The following is a 17562-nucleotide window of genomic DNA, read 5'->3' as shown; positions in this document are numbered from 1 at the left end:
GGATAAATCATGAATACTATTGATATTACGAATTCCTTAGAAAAGGATAAGTTAGTGAACACTGAACAATCTCAATTTACAGATAAATCGCAAAATCATGGCACTTCGTATGTTTCGCATTTTGAACCACAAACTTCAAAAAAGCAGAACTCAACCGAAATCAAAATTAGTGCACAAGATGCCCATGTTTATTATGGTGATGTTGAAGCGATTAAGGGCATTGATCTCGATATTTACCAAAACGAAGTTATTGCCTTTATTGGACCGTCAGGTTGTGGTAAATCTACCTTTCTTCGTACGATAAACCGCATGAATGACACCATTGATGGTTGTCGTGTAACAGGTAAGATTACACTCGATAACCACAATATTTATGATCCAAATCTTGATGTCGTATTATTACGTGCTCAAGTGGGAATGGTATTCCAGAAGCCGAATCCGTTCCCTAAAACTATTTTTGATAACGTGGCGTATGGCCCTAAACTTCATGGTCTAGCACGTGATAAATATGATCTAGAAGAAATTGTTGAAAATAGCTTGCGTAAAGCGGGTTTATGGGAAGAAGTGAAAGATCGTTTGAATCAACCGGGTACTGGTTTGTCGGGTGGTCAGCAACAACGTTTATGTATTGCACGTACTATTGCAGTAAGTCCTGAAGTGATTTTGATGGATGAGCCGTGTTCTGCACTCGACCCAATCGCAACAGCAAAAATTGAAGAATTGATTTCTGATTTATCAGAGCAATATACAATTGTAATTGTGACGCACTCAATGCAACAAGCGGCGCGTGTTTCGGATCGTACTGCTTACTTCCATTTAGGTGATTTGATTGAAGTCAACTCAACTGAAAAAGTCTTTACTCAACCTGATCATCAGTTGACAGAAGCTTATATTACTGGACGATTCGGTTAATTAATAATTAAGACAAAAAAAGAGCCATGTGCTCTTTTTTTTATTTTATAAATGAAAATGACTCTATTTTGCAAAAACGCTATTGAATTTTAATCAAAAGGACCACATCTTAAGGCTATAAAAGATAACTTATGAGCTTAGAATTTTATGTTATTCCATTTGCCTAAACTCCCTGCAGAAATACGTGTTAGTCACTTAAATGCACGTGTAAATGAACAGAGAAAAAAAATTGCACAAACCACTGCAAGCCGTTTAGAACTTTTACAATTGGCTCAACAACTTGCTAAAGAAGCTAAAATTCGCCGTAAAAATAATCAGAAAATCTTTGTCTTAGATTTTAAGGGGGATATTCAAGCTTCAGCGGTTGAAAATATACGAGAAGAAATTACTCTCATTTTAGCAACTGCTAAAGCAGGGCGTGACCGCGTTGTTGTTCGCCTTGAAAGCCCAGGAGGCATGGTACATGGCTATGGTCTAGCAGCAGCTCAATTGGTGCGCTTACGCGATGCAGGCTTCCATCTGACCATCTGTGTAGACAAAGTGGCAGCAAGTGGCGGCTATATGATGGCATGTATCGCAAATGAAATTATTACAGCACCATTTGCTATTGTTGGTTCAATTGGTGTAGTTGCTCAGGTTCCAAATTTTAATCGTCTTTTAAAACAACATAATGTTGATTTTGAGCTTTACACAGCAGGGCAGTATAAGCGTACTGTAACTATGTTTGGCGAAAACACCCCTGAAGGTAAAGCGAAGTTCGAAGAAGAGCTTCAACAAACTCATGTGTTATTTAAGCACTTTGTTGAAAAGTATCGACCACAGCTTAATGTTGATAAAGTCGCTACAGGTGAACATTGGTACGGTGAAGATGCGCTTAATCTCAACCTTGTTGATAAATTACAAACATCTGATGAGTATCTATTAGCGTTATTAGCACAGCATGATGTCTATGTGATTAACACTCGTAAGAAAGCAACCTTAGGTGAAAAGTTGGGTTTGCAAGCGGCACAAATGGCAGATAGCTTGATTCCAGCTGTGATGAGCAAAGTGATGGAAAGCCTTGCAAAAGCAAATACAACTCTTGTGCAGGTGCGTGATCCAAAATTATAAGTTTTTGTGATTCACATTTTGATAAAAAACCAGCTTAATAGGCTGGTTTTTTATTGAATTAATAAATAAATCCAGTTTTTAAAATATCTCTAACTTTTTAATAAAAATTCAAAAATAATTATTGATAAATATACTTTTTGAATTGTGATAAACCAATGGTTTTGATATTTTAAACATCAATAAAATAGCTTTTAGATGAATCATTTAAAAAGTTAGACATTTAAAAATATAACTGAAATTCAGGATAGGAAATAATGACAAGAATAATTGTGGCATCCAAAGAGGGTTTGGACGTTCTGCAAGATGGTCAGCTCAATAAAGTTGTGTTAAGTAAACCTTCTATTATTCAAATTGGTATTAGTCAAAAAGATATAGCATCAATGGAAAAGCAGGGGGGCAGTCTAGTCATCCATTTAAAAAATGGAGAAACCCTTGTTTTAGAAAATTTCTTTAATGAAGCAACGAATACAACAGACCATTCACTTGTTTTTCCAACTGAACATGGAAAATTTGTTGAAGCACAATTTGATGCACAAGGTAAGGTTATAGATTATACAGGTCTAAACCATGTCACAGATTTAGCCTACACAAGCACTAGCCAGCCAGCCTCAACAATGGCAGTTGATGATTCTCCAACTTTTTCGATGGGTAACGTGCTAAAAGTAGGCTTAGCAGTTTTAGCTGCTGAAGGTTTATATCTTTGGGCTTTTGATAACGATGACAAAGATGATTCACCTGTTGATGTCCCAAACACTGCGAAACCAACAGATTTAAAACTTGCAGATGATGCTGTTACGGTTACTGGTAAGGCAGAAGCTAATGTAAAAATTTATATTAAAGATATTGCTGGAAATACGGTAGCCTCTGGTGTTGCAGATGCAAGTGGTAATTTTACTATCAAGTTAGACAAGCCTTTGACAGATGGAAATAAATTAAATGTTTCTGCTCAAAATGGGGGCGGTAAAGAGTCTAGTGGTGCTGCTATTACAGGTGCAAAAGATACAATTGCTCCAGATGCTCCACAAGCTCAGCTTAGTGAAGATGGTTCATTAGTAACAGGTAAAGCTGAAGCGAATGCAAAAATTACTGTATATGATGCCGCTGATAAAGTATTAGGAACTGTAACTGCGAATAAAGATGGGATCTTTTCTTTAAAACTTACTCCGCCCTTGACGAGTGACACAGGTGGTAAGGTGGTTGCAGAAGATGCGGCTGGCAATAAATCTGAGCCAAGTAAAATAATTGCAGGAAAGGATACCTTTGCTCCAGATGCGCCTTTAGTAGAAGTGAATAAAGAAGGCACAACAGTTGAAGGCAAAACTGAAGCCAATGCAAAGGTTCAAATCAAAGATGCTGATGGTAAAGTGATCGGAACTGGTACGGCAAATGCTCAAGGTGAGTTTCAAATTACACTTTCTCCTGCATTAAAAGATGCACAGAAGGCTACTATTGTTGTTGAAGATGCAGCAGGAAATACTTCTAAACCTTTAGAAATTTCTCCAAATTATGACTCTATTGCACCTGATAAACCAGTAGCTCAAATTAATGCTGATGGTACAACAGTAACAGGCACAGCAGAAGCTAATGCAAAAATTGAAGTTAAAGATTTAAGCGGCAAGGTTATTGGTAGTGGAACCGCTGGTGCAGATGGGAAATTTACAATTTCTATTTCACCAGCCTTAACTGATAATAAGCATGCCTCTGTATCAGCTATTGATAGTGCCGGAAATAAATCTGATGTTCTTGATATTATCGGCACTAAAGATACTACGCCTCCTATCAAACCTGTCTTAAATAGTGTGGATGATGATGTGGGAGCTTTAAAAGGGGCGATTACAGCTGGTTCTGAAACAGATGATGCCAGACCAAAACTTACGGGATCAGGTGAGGCAAATGCCACGCTCACTATTTATGATAATGGCGTTGCTATTGGAATTGTGACCGTAAGTAGTGGTAGATCGTGGACGTTTAGTCTTGATAAAGATTTAGCCCTTGGAAAGCATACGATTACTTTGACTCAGACAGATGCAGCAGGACTTACGAGTGAAGTCAGTTCGCCATTTACCTTTTATGTAGTCGCGCCAAAGACTGCGAGTTTAAGTGATGCAGCAGTTGACACTGCTCATGTAGAAACTGTATCTGTTGCTGATAGCGTTGGCTTAAATACATTAAAGTTAGTACAAAGCACAACGAATGAAACCCATAACCAGCAGCAGAAATCTGTGTCATTAGATGATTTATTAAAAAATTCTGCATCTAATGATTCAGACCCGATCGCAAAACTTTTATCTGCAACAGAGTCTAAACCTGTGGTGAATGAGCAGAGCGATGTAAATAACACAGCTAGTGATATCACAACCAATCTAGATCAACTTCTACCAAATGCGACTTCTTCAGTTTTATCAAATCTTTTAGATCAAACTTATCCAGTAGTTTAAATATCCTTTAAAAAAAGCGCTCATTGAGCGCTTTTTTATTTATGAATGATTTATTTTAGGTGTTTTTATAAGAGCAGCAACTCCATAGATTATTGCTCCAATAGTTGCTAACAGCATATCTTTATGGGCATCCCACATATCGCCTTGTTGCCCATTATAATTTTCGGCTTCTTCTGGAGATAAACCAATCGCAATTGCCCATTCAATGAGCTCATAGAAAACACTCGATGCCATCACAAATTGAATCACCAGTAAAAACAAAGTAAAAGGTCGTGCGGTAGGCAACCAAACCTGAAAAACTCGATAAATAAGAGGGTAGAGCAAAACACCATAGGCAAGATGAACTAAACGATCATACATATTGCGGGACCACCCCATGTATTGATCTAGATTAAAATGGAATATCTGTTGAATCCAGTCATTGTAAGGAACGTATGAATACAGGTAATGTGCGCCGATAATGTGAATCAGTAAAAATAGTAAGTAGAGAGAAAAGCTTAAAAAATCGAGGCCAATCTTTTTAAAAATAATAAATAGTAAAACCAACATAAAAACAGTTCCCACCTGATGAAGTAAGTAAGCTTCAAATTCAAGGGGCTGAATGCCTGACAGTATAATGGCAATAAAAATAAGACTAAGAGCAATATAGTGTTTAAGCTTGAATTGTTTTTCGATCATTTTATAAAGGCTTTATTGTGATTTATATTAGTGTAATAAAAAAGCGAAGCCTAAGCTCCGCTTTTTATAAACTTTTTAATTAGATTTTGCTAATTAAATCGTTAATTTGTTTTGCTTGTTCTGCTGCATTACCTGTATAAGTTGCAGGAGTAAGTTCAGCTAAACGCGCACGTTCTTCGCTTGGTACTTGAGAAAGTTCATCACCATTTACGAAGTTAACCATCATGTCGCGAGTCATTGCTTGACCACGAGTTAATGCTTTTAACTTTTCATATGGCTTTTCAACGTTATAGCGACGCATAACAGTTTGAATTGGCTCTGCTAACACTTCTTGAGCTTGGTCAAGATCTTCAAGTAAACGGTTTGCATTGAGCTCAAGTTTACCAACACCTTTTAGACAAGCATCAAAAGCAATTAAACTTTGCGCAAAACCAACACCCATATTACGAAGTACAGTCGAGTCAGTTAAGTCACGCTGCCAGCGAGAAATTGGTAATTTTTCGCCTAAGTGAGCTAATACGGCATTTGCAATACCTAAGTTACCTTCAGAGTTTTCAAAGTCAATTGGGTTAACTTTGTGTGGCATAGTTGAAGAACCAACTTCACCATCTTTTAATCTTTGTTTGAAGTAACCTAAAGAGATGTAACCCCATACGTCACGGTTAAAGTCGATTAAAATCGTGTTGAAGCGACGTAGGGCATCAAACAACTCTGCCATGTAGTCATGTGGCTCGATTTGTGTCGTGTACGGGTTGAATGCTAAACCTAAAGATTCCACAAAAGCTTGAGCATGCGCAGCCCAGTCAACATCTGGATAAGCAGAAAGGTGAGCATTGTAGTTACCTACAGCGCCGTTGATTTTGCCTAGTAGCTCAACATTTTCAAATTGTTTGATTTGGCGAGCTAAACGGTATGCAACGTTCGCCATTTCTTTACCCAAAGTTGTTGGGCTAGCCGTTTGACCGTGCGTACGTGACAACATTGGTTGTTCAGCATGAGTCGTTGCTAAAGCAGAGATCGCATTTAAAATTTGCTTCATGCTTGATACTAAAACCTCACGGCCGTTTTTAAGCATCAATGCATGAGACAAGTTGTTGATGTCTTCTGATGTACATGCAAAGTGAATAAATTCACCCGCGTTTTGTAATTCAGTAATACCTGCAATTTTCTCTTTTAAGAAATATTCAACAGCTTTTACATCATGGTTCGTTGTACGTTCAATTTCTTTAATACGGTTTGCATCTTCTTCAGAAAAATTGCTAACAATGGCATCTAAAGCTGCATTTGTTTCATTTGAAAAAGGAGCAACTTCAACAATTTCTGGACGGTTAGAAAGCGCTTGTAACCAACGCACTTCTACAGTGACACGAGCATGAATTAAACCAAACTCAGAAAGAAAAGGGCGTAGCGCATCACATTTGCTGGCATAACGTCCATCTAATGGTGATAGTGCGGTTAAAGCGTTCATAACGATTCCTTAATGTTGGAATAAACATAAAACCAAAAATAATCTCTTTACAGTCTTAGATGACTTGGTACTGTAAACGAGCAAGTGCTTGAATATCTTGTAGCAATTTACGCTTGCTAAAAATCATGTTCCACGAACTACCACCGAGTTGTCGCCATAAATGGGCCATCTGCAAGCCAGTAAATAAACAAGCACGGATGCGGTTAGTGTGGTTGGTATCTTTAAATGCTTCTGCATTACCACGAACTAGAATGCGGGGATTTATCTGCCCAGCAGTATCGACATAGGTTTGGGCCAAATTGGCTAAAATGCTTGGATGTAAATAGTTATTATCAAAAAAAGAAAGCTGTTTTAAAATCTTTTGCTGAGCTTTTTCAATGATTGCGACGTATTCGGGGTTGCTATAGACCTTCTTTTCTAATTGTAAAAGTGACATAGCGTATGACATTGGAAGCTTGGCTGTGCCCATTTTGGGAAGGCGAGATTTAGGCATATTTGTAAAAGGTTGAGTAATACAATTTTCGAGTGTTTTAAGCCCTAAAGAAATATCTGCCAACTGATTAAAAAAATCTAATGTTTGAACACCATTGTTGACTGTAGGACGAATATTTAAACTTGCTTTGATTAACAGCTCAAAATAGAAGTTACCACTTTCACCAATACTCTGCTGACCCGTTAGGGCTGTCATATGCGTGAGTTGGGTGGCCTGAAATACCCCAGCCAAGGCAAGGGCACGGTTTTGGCGAACATTCAAGGCTTGTGATTGTTGAAATGGTAACTCCACCATGCCATTCATTCCCTTAAATAAAATTTGGTGTAGGGGCATTTGTATGGTGAATGACACCCCCGCCTAAGCAAACTTCATCTGAATAAAATACAACGCTTTGACCCGGTGTAACAGCGCGCTGAGGTTCATCAAACTCAACTCGTACACCGTGTTCACTATTTTCATCATTAAAAACTGTACATGCCTGATCAGGTTGGCGATAGCGTGTTTTAGCTGTACAACGCAAACCTTCAGCTGGAATATTCTGTTCGCCGGCCACCCAGTCAATTGACTCACTCCAAAGCTGTGTGCTTTGCATGAGTGGGTGTTCATGTCCCTGACCAATAACGAGGCGGTTATTGGCAATATCTTTATGTAGTACGAACCATGCACCTTCCGCTGCACCTTTCAAACCACCTAGACCAATTCCGCCACGTTGACCGAGCGTATAGTACATCAGACCGTGATGTTCACCAACTTCTTTACCTGTATCAAGTACAATTTTTCCAGGTTGAGCGGGTAAATATTGTTTAAGGAAGTCATTAAATCGACGTTCGCCAATAAAACAGATCCCTGTAGAGTCTTTTTTCTTGGCTGTAGCAAGATCCAGTTCTTCAGCAATTCTGCGAACTTCTGGCTTTTCGATCTCACCTACGGGAAATAGAGTTTTATTAATTTCTTTGCCATGAACTGCATGTAAGAAATAGGTTTGGTCTTTATTACTATCTAAACCACGTAATAACGGTGCGTATGCTTCGCCTTTCGAGTTATATGTAGTTTCGCCACGACGTGCATAATGACCAGTCGCGATAAAGTCTGCACCTAAAGTTATGGCATGATCTAAAAATGCACGGAACTTAATTTCTTTATTACATAAAATATCTGGGTTTGGAGTGCGTCCAGCTGCATATTCAGCTAAGAAAAGTTCAAATACGCGATCCCAATATTCCATAGCAAAATTTGCTGTGTGGAGCTTAATGCCTATTTTATCAGCTACTGCTTGAGCATCGGCTAAATCTTCCATTGCCGTACAGTATTCCGTGCCGTCGTCTTCCTCCCAGTTCTTCATGAAAAGACCTTCAACTTGATATCCTTGTTGAAGTAAAAGTGCTGCAGAAACAGAAGAGTCTACACCACCAGACATACCGACGATGACACGTTGTTGCATAGGACTAGGCATCCAAATGAGAAGTTAATGAGGGAGAGAAAGGGTGCTCATAAATAAGCGATAGAGGATAACGATGGCCTTTCATGGCATCTTCAACTGCTTTTAGCACGAGCGGACTGCGGGCACGAGCAGATTCTTTGAGCTCATCTGGTGTCATCCACACAGCAGCTACAATATCTGTATCGAGTTGAGGATTACTTTCAACCTGAGTCACATGCGCTAGAAAACAGAAGCGGTAATAAGTACGATCCGGAAACATGGGTGGGGTATAAGTATAAATACCGAGCAAGGCATCAATTTCAACATGATGACCCGTTTCTTCAAGTGTTTCACGAATGGCTGCTTGTGTTAATGACTCACCACATTCCACATGACCAGCAGGTTGGTTAAATACGGTGTGTACAAAACCTTCACTATGTTCTTCTACAAAAAGATAGCGTCCGTCTTTTTCGACGACTGTAGCAACAGTGACATGAGGAGTCCATGCAGCCATAAAAAAGCACCATGATTTAAAAGACGTATAATACGAAATTTAGGGGTTTTTGGCTACGGTGTTCTGCTAAACGATATGAGCAATACTACAAAACCATATCGTTTAAAAAATCAGAATTTTATTACTGGCAATTTATAGAGCTAATTACTCTTGATCTGCTTGAGTCGCTTTATGATTATTTTGTACTTTTACATAATGTCTTGCCGAATAAGGAAGAAATGCTAATTCTTTTTCGGTCAGTGGTCGCACTTGCTGTACAGGGCTTCCTACATACAGATAACCACTTTTTAAGACTTTACGCGGTGGAACCAAACTTCCCGCGCCAATCATTACATCATCTTCAATAATCACGTCATCTAGAACAACGGTATTGATTCCGATTAAAACACGGTTGCCGATGGTGCAGCCATGCAAAGTCACATGGTGGCCAACCGTTACGTCTTCACCAATAATGAGAGGTGAACCGTTTGGTTTGGCATCATTTTTATGACTAACATGCAACATACAATGGTCTTGAACATTACTGTTTTTACCAATTTGAATGCTATTTACGTCACCGCGAATGACTGCAAAAGGCCAGACAGAAACATTTTCGGCTAAGCTGACTTCACCGACTACAACAGCCATGTCGTCGATATAACATGTTGTATCAACTTGAGGGCGGTGTTCAAGATAAGGACGTATGTTCTTTGCCATGAGAGGGATCAACATAAAATTTAGATGAATTATAAAATAAAAAAGCACTCAGACTAAATAGCATGAGTGCTTAATTCAACTATTCAAAAATTAGAATAAGTTACTGAAGAATTGTTTAACATGGTCGATTAAGCGTGCAAAGAAACCTGCTTCTTCAACTGGCTTTAATGCAACTAATGGCTTTTCAGCAATGACTTTGCCGTCAAGGCTAGCAACAAGTTTGCCCACGACTTGGCCCTTTTGAAGTGGCGCATTTAAGTTAGGTTGAACCACTAACTGAGTTTTAATGCCGTCAGCTTTACCCTTAGGCATAGTCACACTGAAGTTTTCAGCTAAACCCACTTGAACTTCATCTTCTTTACCAAACCAGACTTTTGCTTTTGCAAGAACCTGATTTGCTGGTTGAACATTTGCAGTTTCAAAGTTTGCAAAGCCCCAAGCCAATAAAGTACGTGTTTGATCTGCACGTTCAGCCATGCTTGGAGTACCAAAAATCACTGAAACTAAACGCATTGGACCGCGTTTACTTGAAGTCGTTAAGCAGTAACCAGCTTCATCTGTATGGCCTGTTTTTAAACCATCTACACTTGGGTCTGTGTAAAGCAAGGCATTACGGTTACCTTGTTTAATACCATTAAAGGTAAATTCTTTTTCAGAGTAGATTGGATAATATTTTGAGCTGTCTTTAATAATATGTTGTGCTAAAACTGCCATATCTTTTGCAGTTGAATAGTGGCCTTCAGCTGGCATACCAGTCGAGTTAACAAACTGAGTATTTACCATGCCGATACGTTTTGCTTCCTGATTCATCATGTGAGCAAAAGTGCCTTCATTTCCGGCAATATGTTCAGCCATTGCTTTTGATGCATCATTACCTGACTGGATAATAATACCACGGAGCATTTCTAGAACAGTCGCTGTACCATTTAAAGGGACATACATACATGATTCAGAGCTACTTCCTTTACACCATGCAGACTCGTTCATACGAACCTGTTCATTTTCAGTCAGATCACCTTTTAATAATTTTTGTTCAATGATGTAACTGGTCATCATTTTAGTCATCGAAGCAGGAGCAAGCTTTTCATTTTCATTTTTAGAAGCAAGAATTTGTCCTGTCTCGTAATCCATTAATACATAAGACTTATTATTTAATTCTGGCGGAGCTGATAAGACAGTTGCTGCATAAGAAAAGCTTGGCAAAAGGAGTAGTGCAGCAATAGCGCTTTTTCGAGTCATTCTATGTAATTCCAATATCTTGTATGAAGCAGAAGAGCCTAGCATTTTAGGATAAAGCAAAGCCGACTTCTATGGGGGAAGTCGGCTTTTTCAAACAGTATTGTAACTCAAGAGTTTTTTGCTAATTTAGTTTTGCGATTGATATGCTTTCACGTCTTGGCAGACTAATGTGTTTTGCTCATCACCCGCTGCTTTAGCATCTTTACGCGCTTCTTTTAAGTATTTTTTGAAGCCTTTGTCTTTGCTGCGTTTTTCTAATGCAGAGACAGCGTCAGTTTCATTGGGTAGGTAGTCTTTAACTAAACGTTCGTAACCTTGCGCAAAATCAGCATCTTTTTTGCCAATAAGACCTGGGCAAATTTCAGAAAGTACTTGAATTGCAGCTAATTCTTCAGGGGTTATGCTTTGTTGTGGAGTTACTTCAACAACATTTTCATTTTCGGTTTTATTTTCAGCCGTTTTTTTCTTGTCAGCAGCAAAACCCACTGTTGCCATGCTCATAAGTAAAACCAAAGAGAGCGATTGAACTAAGCTTTTCTTCATAAACATCGATAACCCGAAATAAAAAATTTAAATATGTCGATAGCTTAACCAATTTGTAGGTTAAGAAAATGGAAAAAATGTATTGTTATGTTGGTTTTCTGCTTAATACTAAGCAGAAAACCTCAATAAATAAACCTCTACTCTAAAAGAGCAAAAGATCTATTCTTTATAATTGACGATCTCTTCACAAAGCTCATGTTGCTCATGATAGTCCATTTGTTTTGAAGCTTGACGTGCTTCATTTAACAAAGTTTTAAACTCTGCATCATGTTGTAGAGTACTGAGAGTAATTGATTTATTTGAATAACCGTTTAGATACATCGCAATAATTTTTTGAGTATTTGACTCAAATTTTTTATTTGTTCCAACGAAAGCTGGGCAGATTTCCTGCAAAACTTGCGTTGCGGCAATGTCATCTTTAATTAAGCTATCAGCCTCTTGTGTTGAGATATTCTCATCTGCAAAAACAGCTTGCGTACACAATGTGATGCTGATCCCCAATACCTGAAAAAAAGGAGCGAAAGTTTTCATTTTTTCACAATTTTATAATGCTATGGAGGCATAAATATATATAATTCAACGAATAATTCAATTGTGAAAACCTTTAGGTTTATTTGTAGAGAAAGATTTTAGTGAATATTTTGATTGCGAATGATGACGGTGTCTTTGCACCCGGTATACAAGCTTTAGCTGAAGCATTAAAACCACTTGGCCGTGTGGTTGTGGTTGCACCAGAAAGTGAAAGAAGCGGTTTTTCAAGTGCGTTAACATTAGATCGACCATTGCGCCCAATTCAAATTGCCGAAGATGTATGGGCAGTGAATGGTACACCAGCAGATTGTGTTTATTTATCCATGAATGGTTTATTTGATTTCGAATTTGATTTGGTCGTAAGTGGGATCAATAGTGGCGCAAACTTAGGTGATGATGTTTTATATTCGGGAACAGTAGGTGCCGCATTTGAAGGTCGTTTAATGAAGCAACCAGCCATTGCTGTCTCTTTAGCTGGCCCAGATGTGCGCGCTTATAACAATAAAGAAGATTATGCTCAGGCTGCTCAGTGGGTTCATGATTTTATTGCAAGCGGACTGCCAGCTCTGCCTCCAAGACATATCTTTAATATTAATATTCCTGATGTGCCACAGTTAAAAGGGGCACAAATTACCTATCAGGGACGCCGTGCTCAATCTAAACCTATTACCAGTCATGTCGACCCACGAGGGCGTCAAGTTTACTGGATTGGGTTAGCGGGCGAGGCAGTTACAGATCCACAGCCTGACTTAAGCCAGATTCAGTCTGACTTTTTTGCAGTGGCAAACGGGTATGTAAGTGTTACCCCAATTCAGATGGACGCAACAAATTATGCTGTTTTAGAAGACCTACAGCTAAGTTTGAGTCAATAATTTGCCTCGAATGTTATAACTTTGTGAATAAAGAAAAAGAGGAACGTGTTTCCTCTTACTTTTTTGTTACTCTTAGCCGAAATGATTTGTAGCATTTAGTGAGGGAGATCAATGCATTTAATTGGGCAACAAAGCAGAGTGAATATCCAAAAAGACAAAATAATGAAAATTATGCTGTTGTCTGTAGCTGTAGGTTTTACTGTGGCTATGGCTGGATGTGCTTCTAAACCGCAAATTAATAATAGTTCTCGCTATGCAATGGCTCCTAACTATTACACGGTTCGTTCAGGTGATACTTTAAGTGGTATTGCAATGCGTTATGGTCTGGACTATATCAGTATTGCCGAAATGAATGATATTCCTGCGCCATATCGTATTTATGTCAATCAGTCTTTGCGTTTGAAGAAAGGCTCTTCACCAAGAACGGTATCTACGCAAGTCATGGCGCAACCTGAGCAAATTAAGCGTCAAACCATTGCTTTACCAACAACACAGCCTGTTACTCCAGTAACTCAGCCTTCAACGACCGTTCCGTCAACGAATACTACGGTGACTTCGGTTGCACCAAATTCGAGCTTACGTTGGATAAAACCGACTAATGGGCCAGTAATTCAAGGGTTTAATTTGGCAAATAATGTCAAGGGAATCCGTTATGGTGGAAATCAAGGTGACCCTATTTATGCCGCAGCCGATGGACAAGTTGTCTATGCAGCTGATGGCTTAAAAGAATATGGAAATCTGGTTTTAATTAAGCATATTGATGGTTATATCAGTGCGTATGCTCACAATAGCAAGATGTTGGTGAAAAGTGGTGATAATATAACTGCTGGACAAAAAATTGCCGAAATGGGGTCTACTGGAGCATCTCAGGTCATGCTTGAGTTCCAGATTCGTTTGGATGGAAAACCGATTAATCCTATAAATCTTTTACCAAAATAGCTAATGCAAAAAAACTAGGTTTCCTCGTATAATGTAATTGGTTGCTTTCATTACAACAATAAGCATTTTTTATAAATTTAAAATTAGATTTGAGGAAACCTATGTTAGATCAGCTTCGTGCGATGGGTGTTTTTGCTTGTGTGGTTGAAAAAAGTTCATTTAGTGGTGCGGCACGTGAATTAGGAATTACAACAAGTGCGGTGAGCCAGCAAATTCGCTCCCTCGAGCATGAAATGGATGTAACTCTATTACATCGCTCCACTCGTAAACTTAGTTTAACAGAAGCCGGACAGGCTTTTTTTTCAAGCTGTCAAGAAATGTTGGCGGCTGCTGAAAGGGGAAAAATCAGAATTAATGAATTGAGGGATGACTTAATCGGGGATTTGCGTATTGCAACAACTCCGGATTTAGCAGTTCAACACCTCATTCCTGCATTATCTCACTGGATGTCAGCTCATCGCGGTTTATCTGTGCATTTCGAAGTTGGGCATCGCTATATCGATTTAATTGAAGAGCGAATTGATATTGCAGTACGAATGAGTTCTACTCAGGTAGAAGAGAGTAGCTCTGTCATTCCGATGGCTTTTGTCGATCAGATTATGGTGGCCTCTCCCAGCTATCTCAATCAATCAAGCCCGATTTTGCATCCAAATGATTTAAACAATCATGAGTTGCTTTCTATCAATGCAATGAGCGAATCACGTAGTTTTAATTTTCAACATGCCAAAACTGGTGAAAAATTAAATATTGAAATGATCAGCCGTTTGCAAAGTAATAATTTGCAAGTTGCGAAAGCGTTATGTCAACAAGGACATGGTATTGCCCGAATTTTATATTTAGATGCTCAAAAAGAGCTTAAGGCTGGTACTTTAATTGAGATTCTTCCTGATTGGAAACTTCCCGCTTTTACTTTATATGCAGAGACCGCAAAGCACGATCAACAACCGATGAAAATTCAACGTTGTGTTGAGGCACTTAAACAATATTTTAGCCAGTTGGCTGGCGGACGAGCGATGCAGATCGTTCGTTAATTTTGCAAGTCTACAAGTAAAAAGGGCCTGCATTTTACAGGCCCTTTTTTATTACTTCTGTTTTAATGTGGCAACTTCTTCTGCATTTTCTTGTGGCAGATCGTCAGCAGTAAGTTCTTCATGCTTCTTAATTTTTTTCTTATTTTTCTTTTTCTTTTTTGGCTCTTCTTCAATTTCAGCACCATCTTCAATGGCTTGCCAATATTCAAGTTGTTCCATCACTGCTGCATAAATTGAATGTTTGCTGTATTTACCCTTTTTATCGAGTGCACCAACTGGACGAGCCATTAAAATTTCAAGTGCCTGATCAATCGTATCAATCGCATGAATATGGAATTGACCGCTGCGAACAGCATCAATAACATCCTGACGTATCATTAAATGCTGCATGTTTTGACGAGGGATAATGACACCTTGCTTACCTGTGAAACCTTGCAACTTACATGCATCATAAAAGCCTTCAATTTTTGCATTTACACCACCAATTGGCTGGACTTGTCCTAATTGGTTCATAGAACCAGTAATTGCCCATGATTGATCAATTGGTATTTGGCTAATTGCAGAAATCAATGCTGAAAGTTCAGCAACAGTGGCACTGTCGCCATCGACTTGGCCATAGCTCTGTTCAAATGCTAGCGCAGCGGAGAAATGTAAAATCTGTTCACGGCCAAAGTGAGCTTTCAAGAAGCTAGACATGAGCAACACGCCTTTCGCATGAAGTGAACCACCAAGTTCTACACTACGTTCAATATCAAGAATATCACCACCACCTTGATAAACAGACGCTGTCAAACGTGAAGGCAAACCGAACTCAACATCTGCATAATGAATAACAGAGAGGGCATTGATCTGACCTAAACGGTATCCTGACGTTTCGATTAATTGTGTACCACGTGACAGATCTTGCCAGTAAAGCTCTCTTAAATAGCCTAAGCGATATTGTCGATGTTGTAGAGCTAGATTGATATGCTGTTCAGTGACGATCTTATCCTCGGCTTTAAACGCGTGGTGGTGCGCTTCCCGAATAAGGTCACCTAGAGTAGATGCATGTAATGATAATGAGCTTTGATCTTCTGCTTGGCGGCTAGAATCAGTGAGTAAAGCTGCTAAAGCGCTACGATCAAATGGTAATAATTTATCGGCTTGCACATAGTCAGCAATCAACTGCATATAAGCTTGTTCATTCGATTCATTACGTTGAAGAGTATCGGTAAAATCTGCACGAATTTTAAAGACACTACCAAGTTCCGGTTCAACCTCTAAAATTTCATAATAAATTTCAGGCTCAGCCATTAAGATCACTTTAATGTCGAGCGGAATTGCAGCAGGTTCAATCGAAATGCTACCGGTTAAAGTCAGCATATGTTCTAGTGATGATAATCTAAGCTGCCCAGATTTAAGAGCGCGTTTTAAACCTTGCCAAGCATATGGTTGTTCTAGTAGCTGCTCAGCTTCAAGCATTAAATAGCCACCATTGGCTTGATGCAATGAACCAGGACGAATCAAGGTGAAATCTGTGATAATTGTGCCGTTATGGGTGAGCTGTTCAACGTGACCAAGTAAATTATAGTGTGTTGGAAAGTCTTCAAAAATAACAGGAGCGCCACTATTTGGTTTATTTGCAACAATCACATTGGCTTGATAACGTGCAGGAACACGATTGAACATAGATGGAGTAAAATCATCTTCCTCTTGTTCTAAAATCAGTTCAACATTATCAATAATATCTTGAGCATATTGTTTTAAGTAATCTTCGAGTCCTTTAACCTGACCATATTTATTTAAAATAAGATCCATTCTTGGTATAACGACTTGCGTTGCAATATCCCGATTTAACACAGACACTTTGTCACGTGCATCATCTTCTAAATCGCCTAAGTGTAGACCGAGGCGATCTAGCTTTTTATCCATATAACGGATATTGGCAGCAATTTCAGCGCGTTCTTTACTATTTAACGCATCAATATCTGTTTGGGTAAGTTCTTGAACTTGATCATCTTTAATTTGTACGGGTACAAAACCGTGTTTCTCATTACGAGAAATGAGTTTTAAGTCAAGTTCTTCACCTTCTTTGGTCAGTTCAACAAGCGCTTGCTGTTGTACATCACCTGTTTCCTGACGGATACGCTCAATACGGTTATGATAAGTCTCTGCACTAAAACGGCGTTCAAGTTGTTTTAAAATAATTTGCCAAGTTTGATCATGTGCCTGTTGAAACTTAGTCCCTTGACCTGCTGGAAAACGTAGGGCAATAGGTTGACGTGCTTGTTTAAAATTATAGACATACACCCAGTCATCAGGTGTTGGCATTGTTTTAGCGTGCTGCTGTAACAAACGTTTGATCATGGTACGTTTGCCTAAACCAGCAGTTCCTACGGCGAAAATGTTATAGCCTGAGTATGGCAAAGAAATTCCTGCCTCTACAGATGCTTTTGCACGATCTTGACCTAAAAAATTATTAAGAGGTTTGATGCGTTTTGTCGAAGCTGGGATTTTTTCAAAATCTGGGATATGTGTCAGTTGTTCAGGTTTTAAAACGGTCTTATCTAAGGTCATTTTTATATCAGGTTTCTCAAAAGCTGAAGGAAATGCATTTACGGTGACGTTTGTGGTGTTTGTTTTAGCGAGTGATAAAGTTGAAATAGTCACTTGATCAAGTTTTTGTGTCACTGTTGATA

Annotated in this window: 16 protein-coding genes; 6 read left to right on the top strand and 10 right to left on the bottom strand. The window is 38.8% G+C overall.

The features are described from left to right. Nucleotides 1–9 precede the first annotated feature (9 nt). The 3 genes from pstB to blp2 all read left to right on the top strand — a co-directional run bounded on the left by pstB (nt 10) and on the right by blp2 (nt 4460). On the top strand, nt 10–912 hold the full coding sequence (gene pstB / locus MSG66_RS14500; RefSeq protein ID WP_042898050.1) for a phosphate ABC transporter ATP-binding protein PstB: 903 nt from the start codon (nt 10–12) through the stop codon (nt 910–912). Between the two features lie 147 nt (nt 913–1059). Then, nucleotides 1060–2022, top strand: coding sequence for a protease SohB (sohB, locus tag MSG66_RS14495; RefSeq protein ID WP_075431488.1), 963 nt, complete (start codon nt 1060–1062; stop codon nt 2020–2022). 254 nt (nt 2023–2276) lie between these two features. Next, nucleotides 2277–4460, top strand: a complete 2184-nt coding sequence (blp2, locus tag MSG66_RS14490; protein ID WP_324654462.1) for an Ig-like repeat protein Blp2 — start codon at nt 2277–2279, stop codon at nt 4458–4460. Between the two features lie 39 nt (nt 4461–4499). Here blp2 and MSG66_RS14485 read toward each other — a convergent pair whose 3' ends face one another. The 9 genes from MSG66_RS14485 to MSG66_RS14445 all read right to left on the bottom strand — a co-directional run bounded on the left by MSG66_RS14485 (nt 4500) and on the right by MSG66_RS14445 (nt 12042). Beyond that, a complete protein-coding gene (locus MSG66_RS14485) occupies nt 4500–5138 on the bottom strand; it encodes a DUF2238 domain-containing protein (protein ID WP_324654461.1) in 639 nt (212 codons plus the stop codon). Nucleotides 5139–5217: 79 nt separating this feature from the next. Next, nucleotides 5218–6606, bottom strand: a complete 1389-nt coding sequence (gene purB / locus MSG66_RS14480; protein ID WP_042898047.1) for an adenylosuccinate lyase — start codon at nt 6604–6606, stop codon at nt 5218–5220. Nucleotides 6607–6661: 55 nt separating this feature from the next. Then, a complete protein-coding gene (gene hflD, locus MSG66_RS14475) occupies nt 6662–7393 on the bottom strand; it encodes a high frequency lysogenization protein HflD (RefSeq protein ID WP_004643577.1) in 732 nt (243 codons plus the stop codon). 13 nt (nt 7394–7406) lie between these two features. Next, nucleotides 7407–8540: a tRNA 2-thiouridine(34) synthase MnmA gene (gene mnmA, locus MSG66_RS14470; protein WP_324654460.1), complete on the bottom strand. Its 1134-nt coding sequence runs from the start codon at nt 8538–8540 to the stop codon at nt 7407–7409. A gap of 4 nt (nt 8541–8544) precedes the next feature. After that, complete coding sequence (locus MSG66_RS14465; RefSeq protein ID WP_324654459.1) at nt 8545–9033, bottom strand: NUDIX hydrolase; 489 nt, start codon at nt 9031–9033, stop codon at nt 8545–8547. Between the two features lie 144 nt (nt 9034–9177). Next, nucleotides 9178–9729 carry a gamma carbonic anhydrase family protein gene (locus MSG66_RS14460; RefSeq protein ID WP_324654457.1) on the bottom strand — a complete coding sequence of 184 codons (552 nt, stop codon included), beginning with the start codon at nt 9727–9729 and terminating at the stop codon, nt 9178–9180. A 90-nt stretch (nt 9730–9819) separates the two neighbouring features. Beyond that, the gene (gene dacC, locus MSG66_RS14455; protein WP_042898045.1) at nt 9820–10968 is read right to left on the bottom strand and encodes a D-alanyl-D-alanine carboxypeptidase PBP5/6; all 1149 of its coding nucleotides are present in this window, start codon (nt 10966–10968) and stop codon (nt 9820–9822) included. Between the two features lie 126 nt (nt 10969–11094). Continuing rightward, nucleotides 11095–11517, bottom strand: coding sequence for an MCR_0457 family protein (locus MSG66_RS14450; RefSeq protein ID WP_262472675.1), 423 nt, complete (start codon nt 11515–11517; stop codon nt 11095–11097). 153 nt (nt 11518–11670) lie between these two features. Continuing rightward, on the bottom strand, nt 11671–12042 hold the full coding sequence (locus tag MSG66_RS14445) for an MCR_0457 family protein (RefSeq protein WP_324654456.1): 372 nt from the start codon (nt 12040–12042) through the stop codon (nt 11671–11673). Nucleotides 12043–12143: 101 nt separating this feature from the next. Between MSG66_RS14445 and surE the strand changes: the two genes are divergently transcribed. From surE to MSG66_RS14430, 3 genes are all read left to right on the top strand, one after another. Continuing rightward, nucleotides 12144–12914 (top strand): 5'/3'-nucleotidase SurE, encoded by a 771-nt coding sequence (surE, locus tag MSG66_RS14440; RefSeq protein ID WP_324654455.1) that lies wholly within the window; start codon nt 12144–12146, stop codon nt 12912–12914. 111 nt (nt 12915–13025) lie between these two features. Further along, nucleotides 13026–13853, top strand: coding sequence for a peptidoglycan DD-metalloendopeptidase family protein (locus tag MSG66_RS14435; protein ID WP_133972380.1), 828 nt, complete (start codon nt 13026–13028; stop codon nt 13851–13853). A gap of 101 nt (nt 13854–13954) precedes the next feature. Continuing rightward, on the top strand, nt 13955–14884 hold the full coding sequence (locus MSG66_RS14430; RefSeq protein ID WP_042898042.1) for a LysR family transcriptional regulator: 930 nt from the start codon (nt 13955–13957) through the stop codon (nt 14882–14884). 51 nt (nt 14885–14935) lie between these two features. Here MSG66_RS14430 and MSG66_RS14425 read toward each other — a convergent pair whose 3' ends face one another. Further along, nucleotides 14936–17554, bottom strand: a complete 2619-nt coding sequence (locus MSG66_RS14425) for an ATP-binding protein (RefSeq protein WP_324654454.1) — start codon at nt 17552–17554, stop codon at nt 14936–14938. Nucleotides 17555–17562 lie beyond the last annotated feature (8 nt).

This window comes from Acinetobacter sp. IK31, from assembly GCF_035615195.1.
In the GTDB taxonomy this organism is placed as follows: domain Bacteria; phylum Pseudomonadota; class Gammaproteobacteria; order Pseudomonadales; family Moraxellaceae; genus Acinetobacter; species Acinetobacter calcoaceticus_C.
The sequence above is the reverse complement of the archived record's forward strand: the minus strand, read 5'-3'. Positions and strand labels throughout refer to the sequence as shown.

What these genes read in the sequence shown, in the direction of transcription:
- MSG66_RS14430 (WP_042898042.1), top strand. Translation starts at nt 13,955, where the DNA reads ATGTTAGATCAGCTTCGTGCGATGGGTGTTTTTGCTTGTGTGGTTGAA.
- MSG66_RS14445 (WP_324654456.1), bottom strand. Translation starts at nt 12,042, where the DNA reads ATGAAAACTTTCGCTCCTTTTTTTCAGGTATTGGGGATCAGCATCACA.
- MSG66_RS14450 (WP_262472675.1), bottom strand. Translation starts at nt 11,517, where the DNA reads ATGTTTATGAAGAAAAGCTTAGTTCAATCGCTCTCTTTGGTTTTACTT.
- purB (WP_042898047.1), bottom strand. Translation starts at nt 6,606, where the DNA reads ATGAACGCTTTAACCGCACTATCACCATTAGATGGACGTTATGCCAGC.
- MSG66_RS14460 (WP_324654457.1), bottom strand. Translation starts at nt 9,729, where the DNA reads ATGGCAAAGAACATACGTCCTTATCTTGAACACCGCCCTCAAGTTGAT.
- MSG66_RS14485 (WP_324654461.1), bottom strand. Translation starts at nt 5,138, where the DNA reads ATGATCGAAAAACAATTCAAGCTTAAACACTATATTGCTCTTAGTCTT.
- MSG66_RS14465 (WP_324654459.1), bottom strand. Translation starts at nt 9,033, where the DNA reads ATGGCTGCATGGACTCCTCATGTCACTGTTGCTACAGTCGTCGAAAAA.
- blp2 (WP_324654462.1), top strand. Translation starts at nt 2,277, where the DNA reads ATGACAAGAATAATTGTGGCATCCAAAGAGGGTTTGGACGTTCTGCAA.
- sohB (WP_075431488.1), top strand. Translation starts at nt 1,060, where the DNA reads ATGTTATTCCATTTGCCTAAACTCCCTGCAGAAATACGTGTTAGTCAC.
- pstB (WP_042898050.1), top strand. Translation starts at nt 10, where the DNA reads ATGAATACTATTGATATTACGAATTCCTTAGAAAAGGATAAGTTAGTG.
- dacC (WP_042898045.1), bottom strand. Translation starts at nt 10,968, where the DNA reads ATGACTCGAAAAAGCGCTATTGCTGCACTACTCCTTTTGCCAAGCTTT.
- MSG66_RS14435 (WP_133972380.1), top strand. Translation starts at nt 13,026, where the DNA reads ATGCATTTAATTGGGCAACAAAGCAGAGTGAATATCCAAAAAGACAAA.
- mnmA (WP_324654460.1), bottom strand. Translation starts at nt 8,540, where the DNA reads ATGCAACAACGTGTCATCGTCGGTATGTCTGGTGGTGTAGACTCTTCT.
- hflD (WP_004643577.1), bottom strand. Translation starts at nt 7,393, where the DNA reads ATGGTGGAGTTACCATTTCAACAATCACAAGCCTTGAATGTTCGCCAA.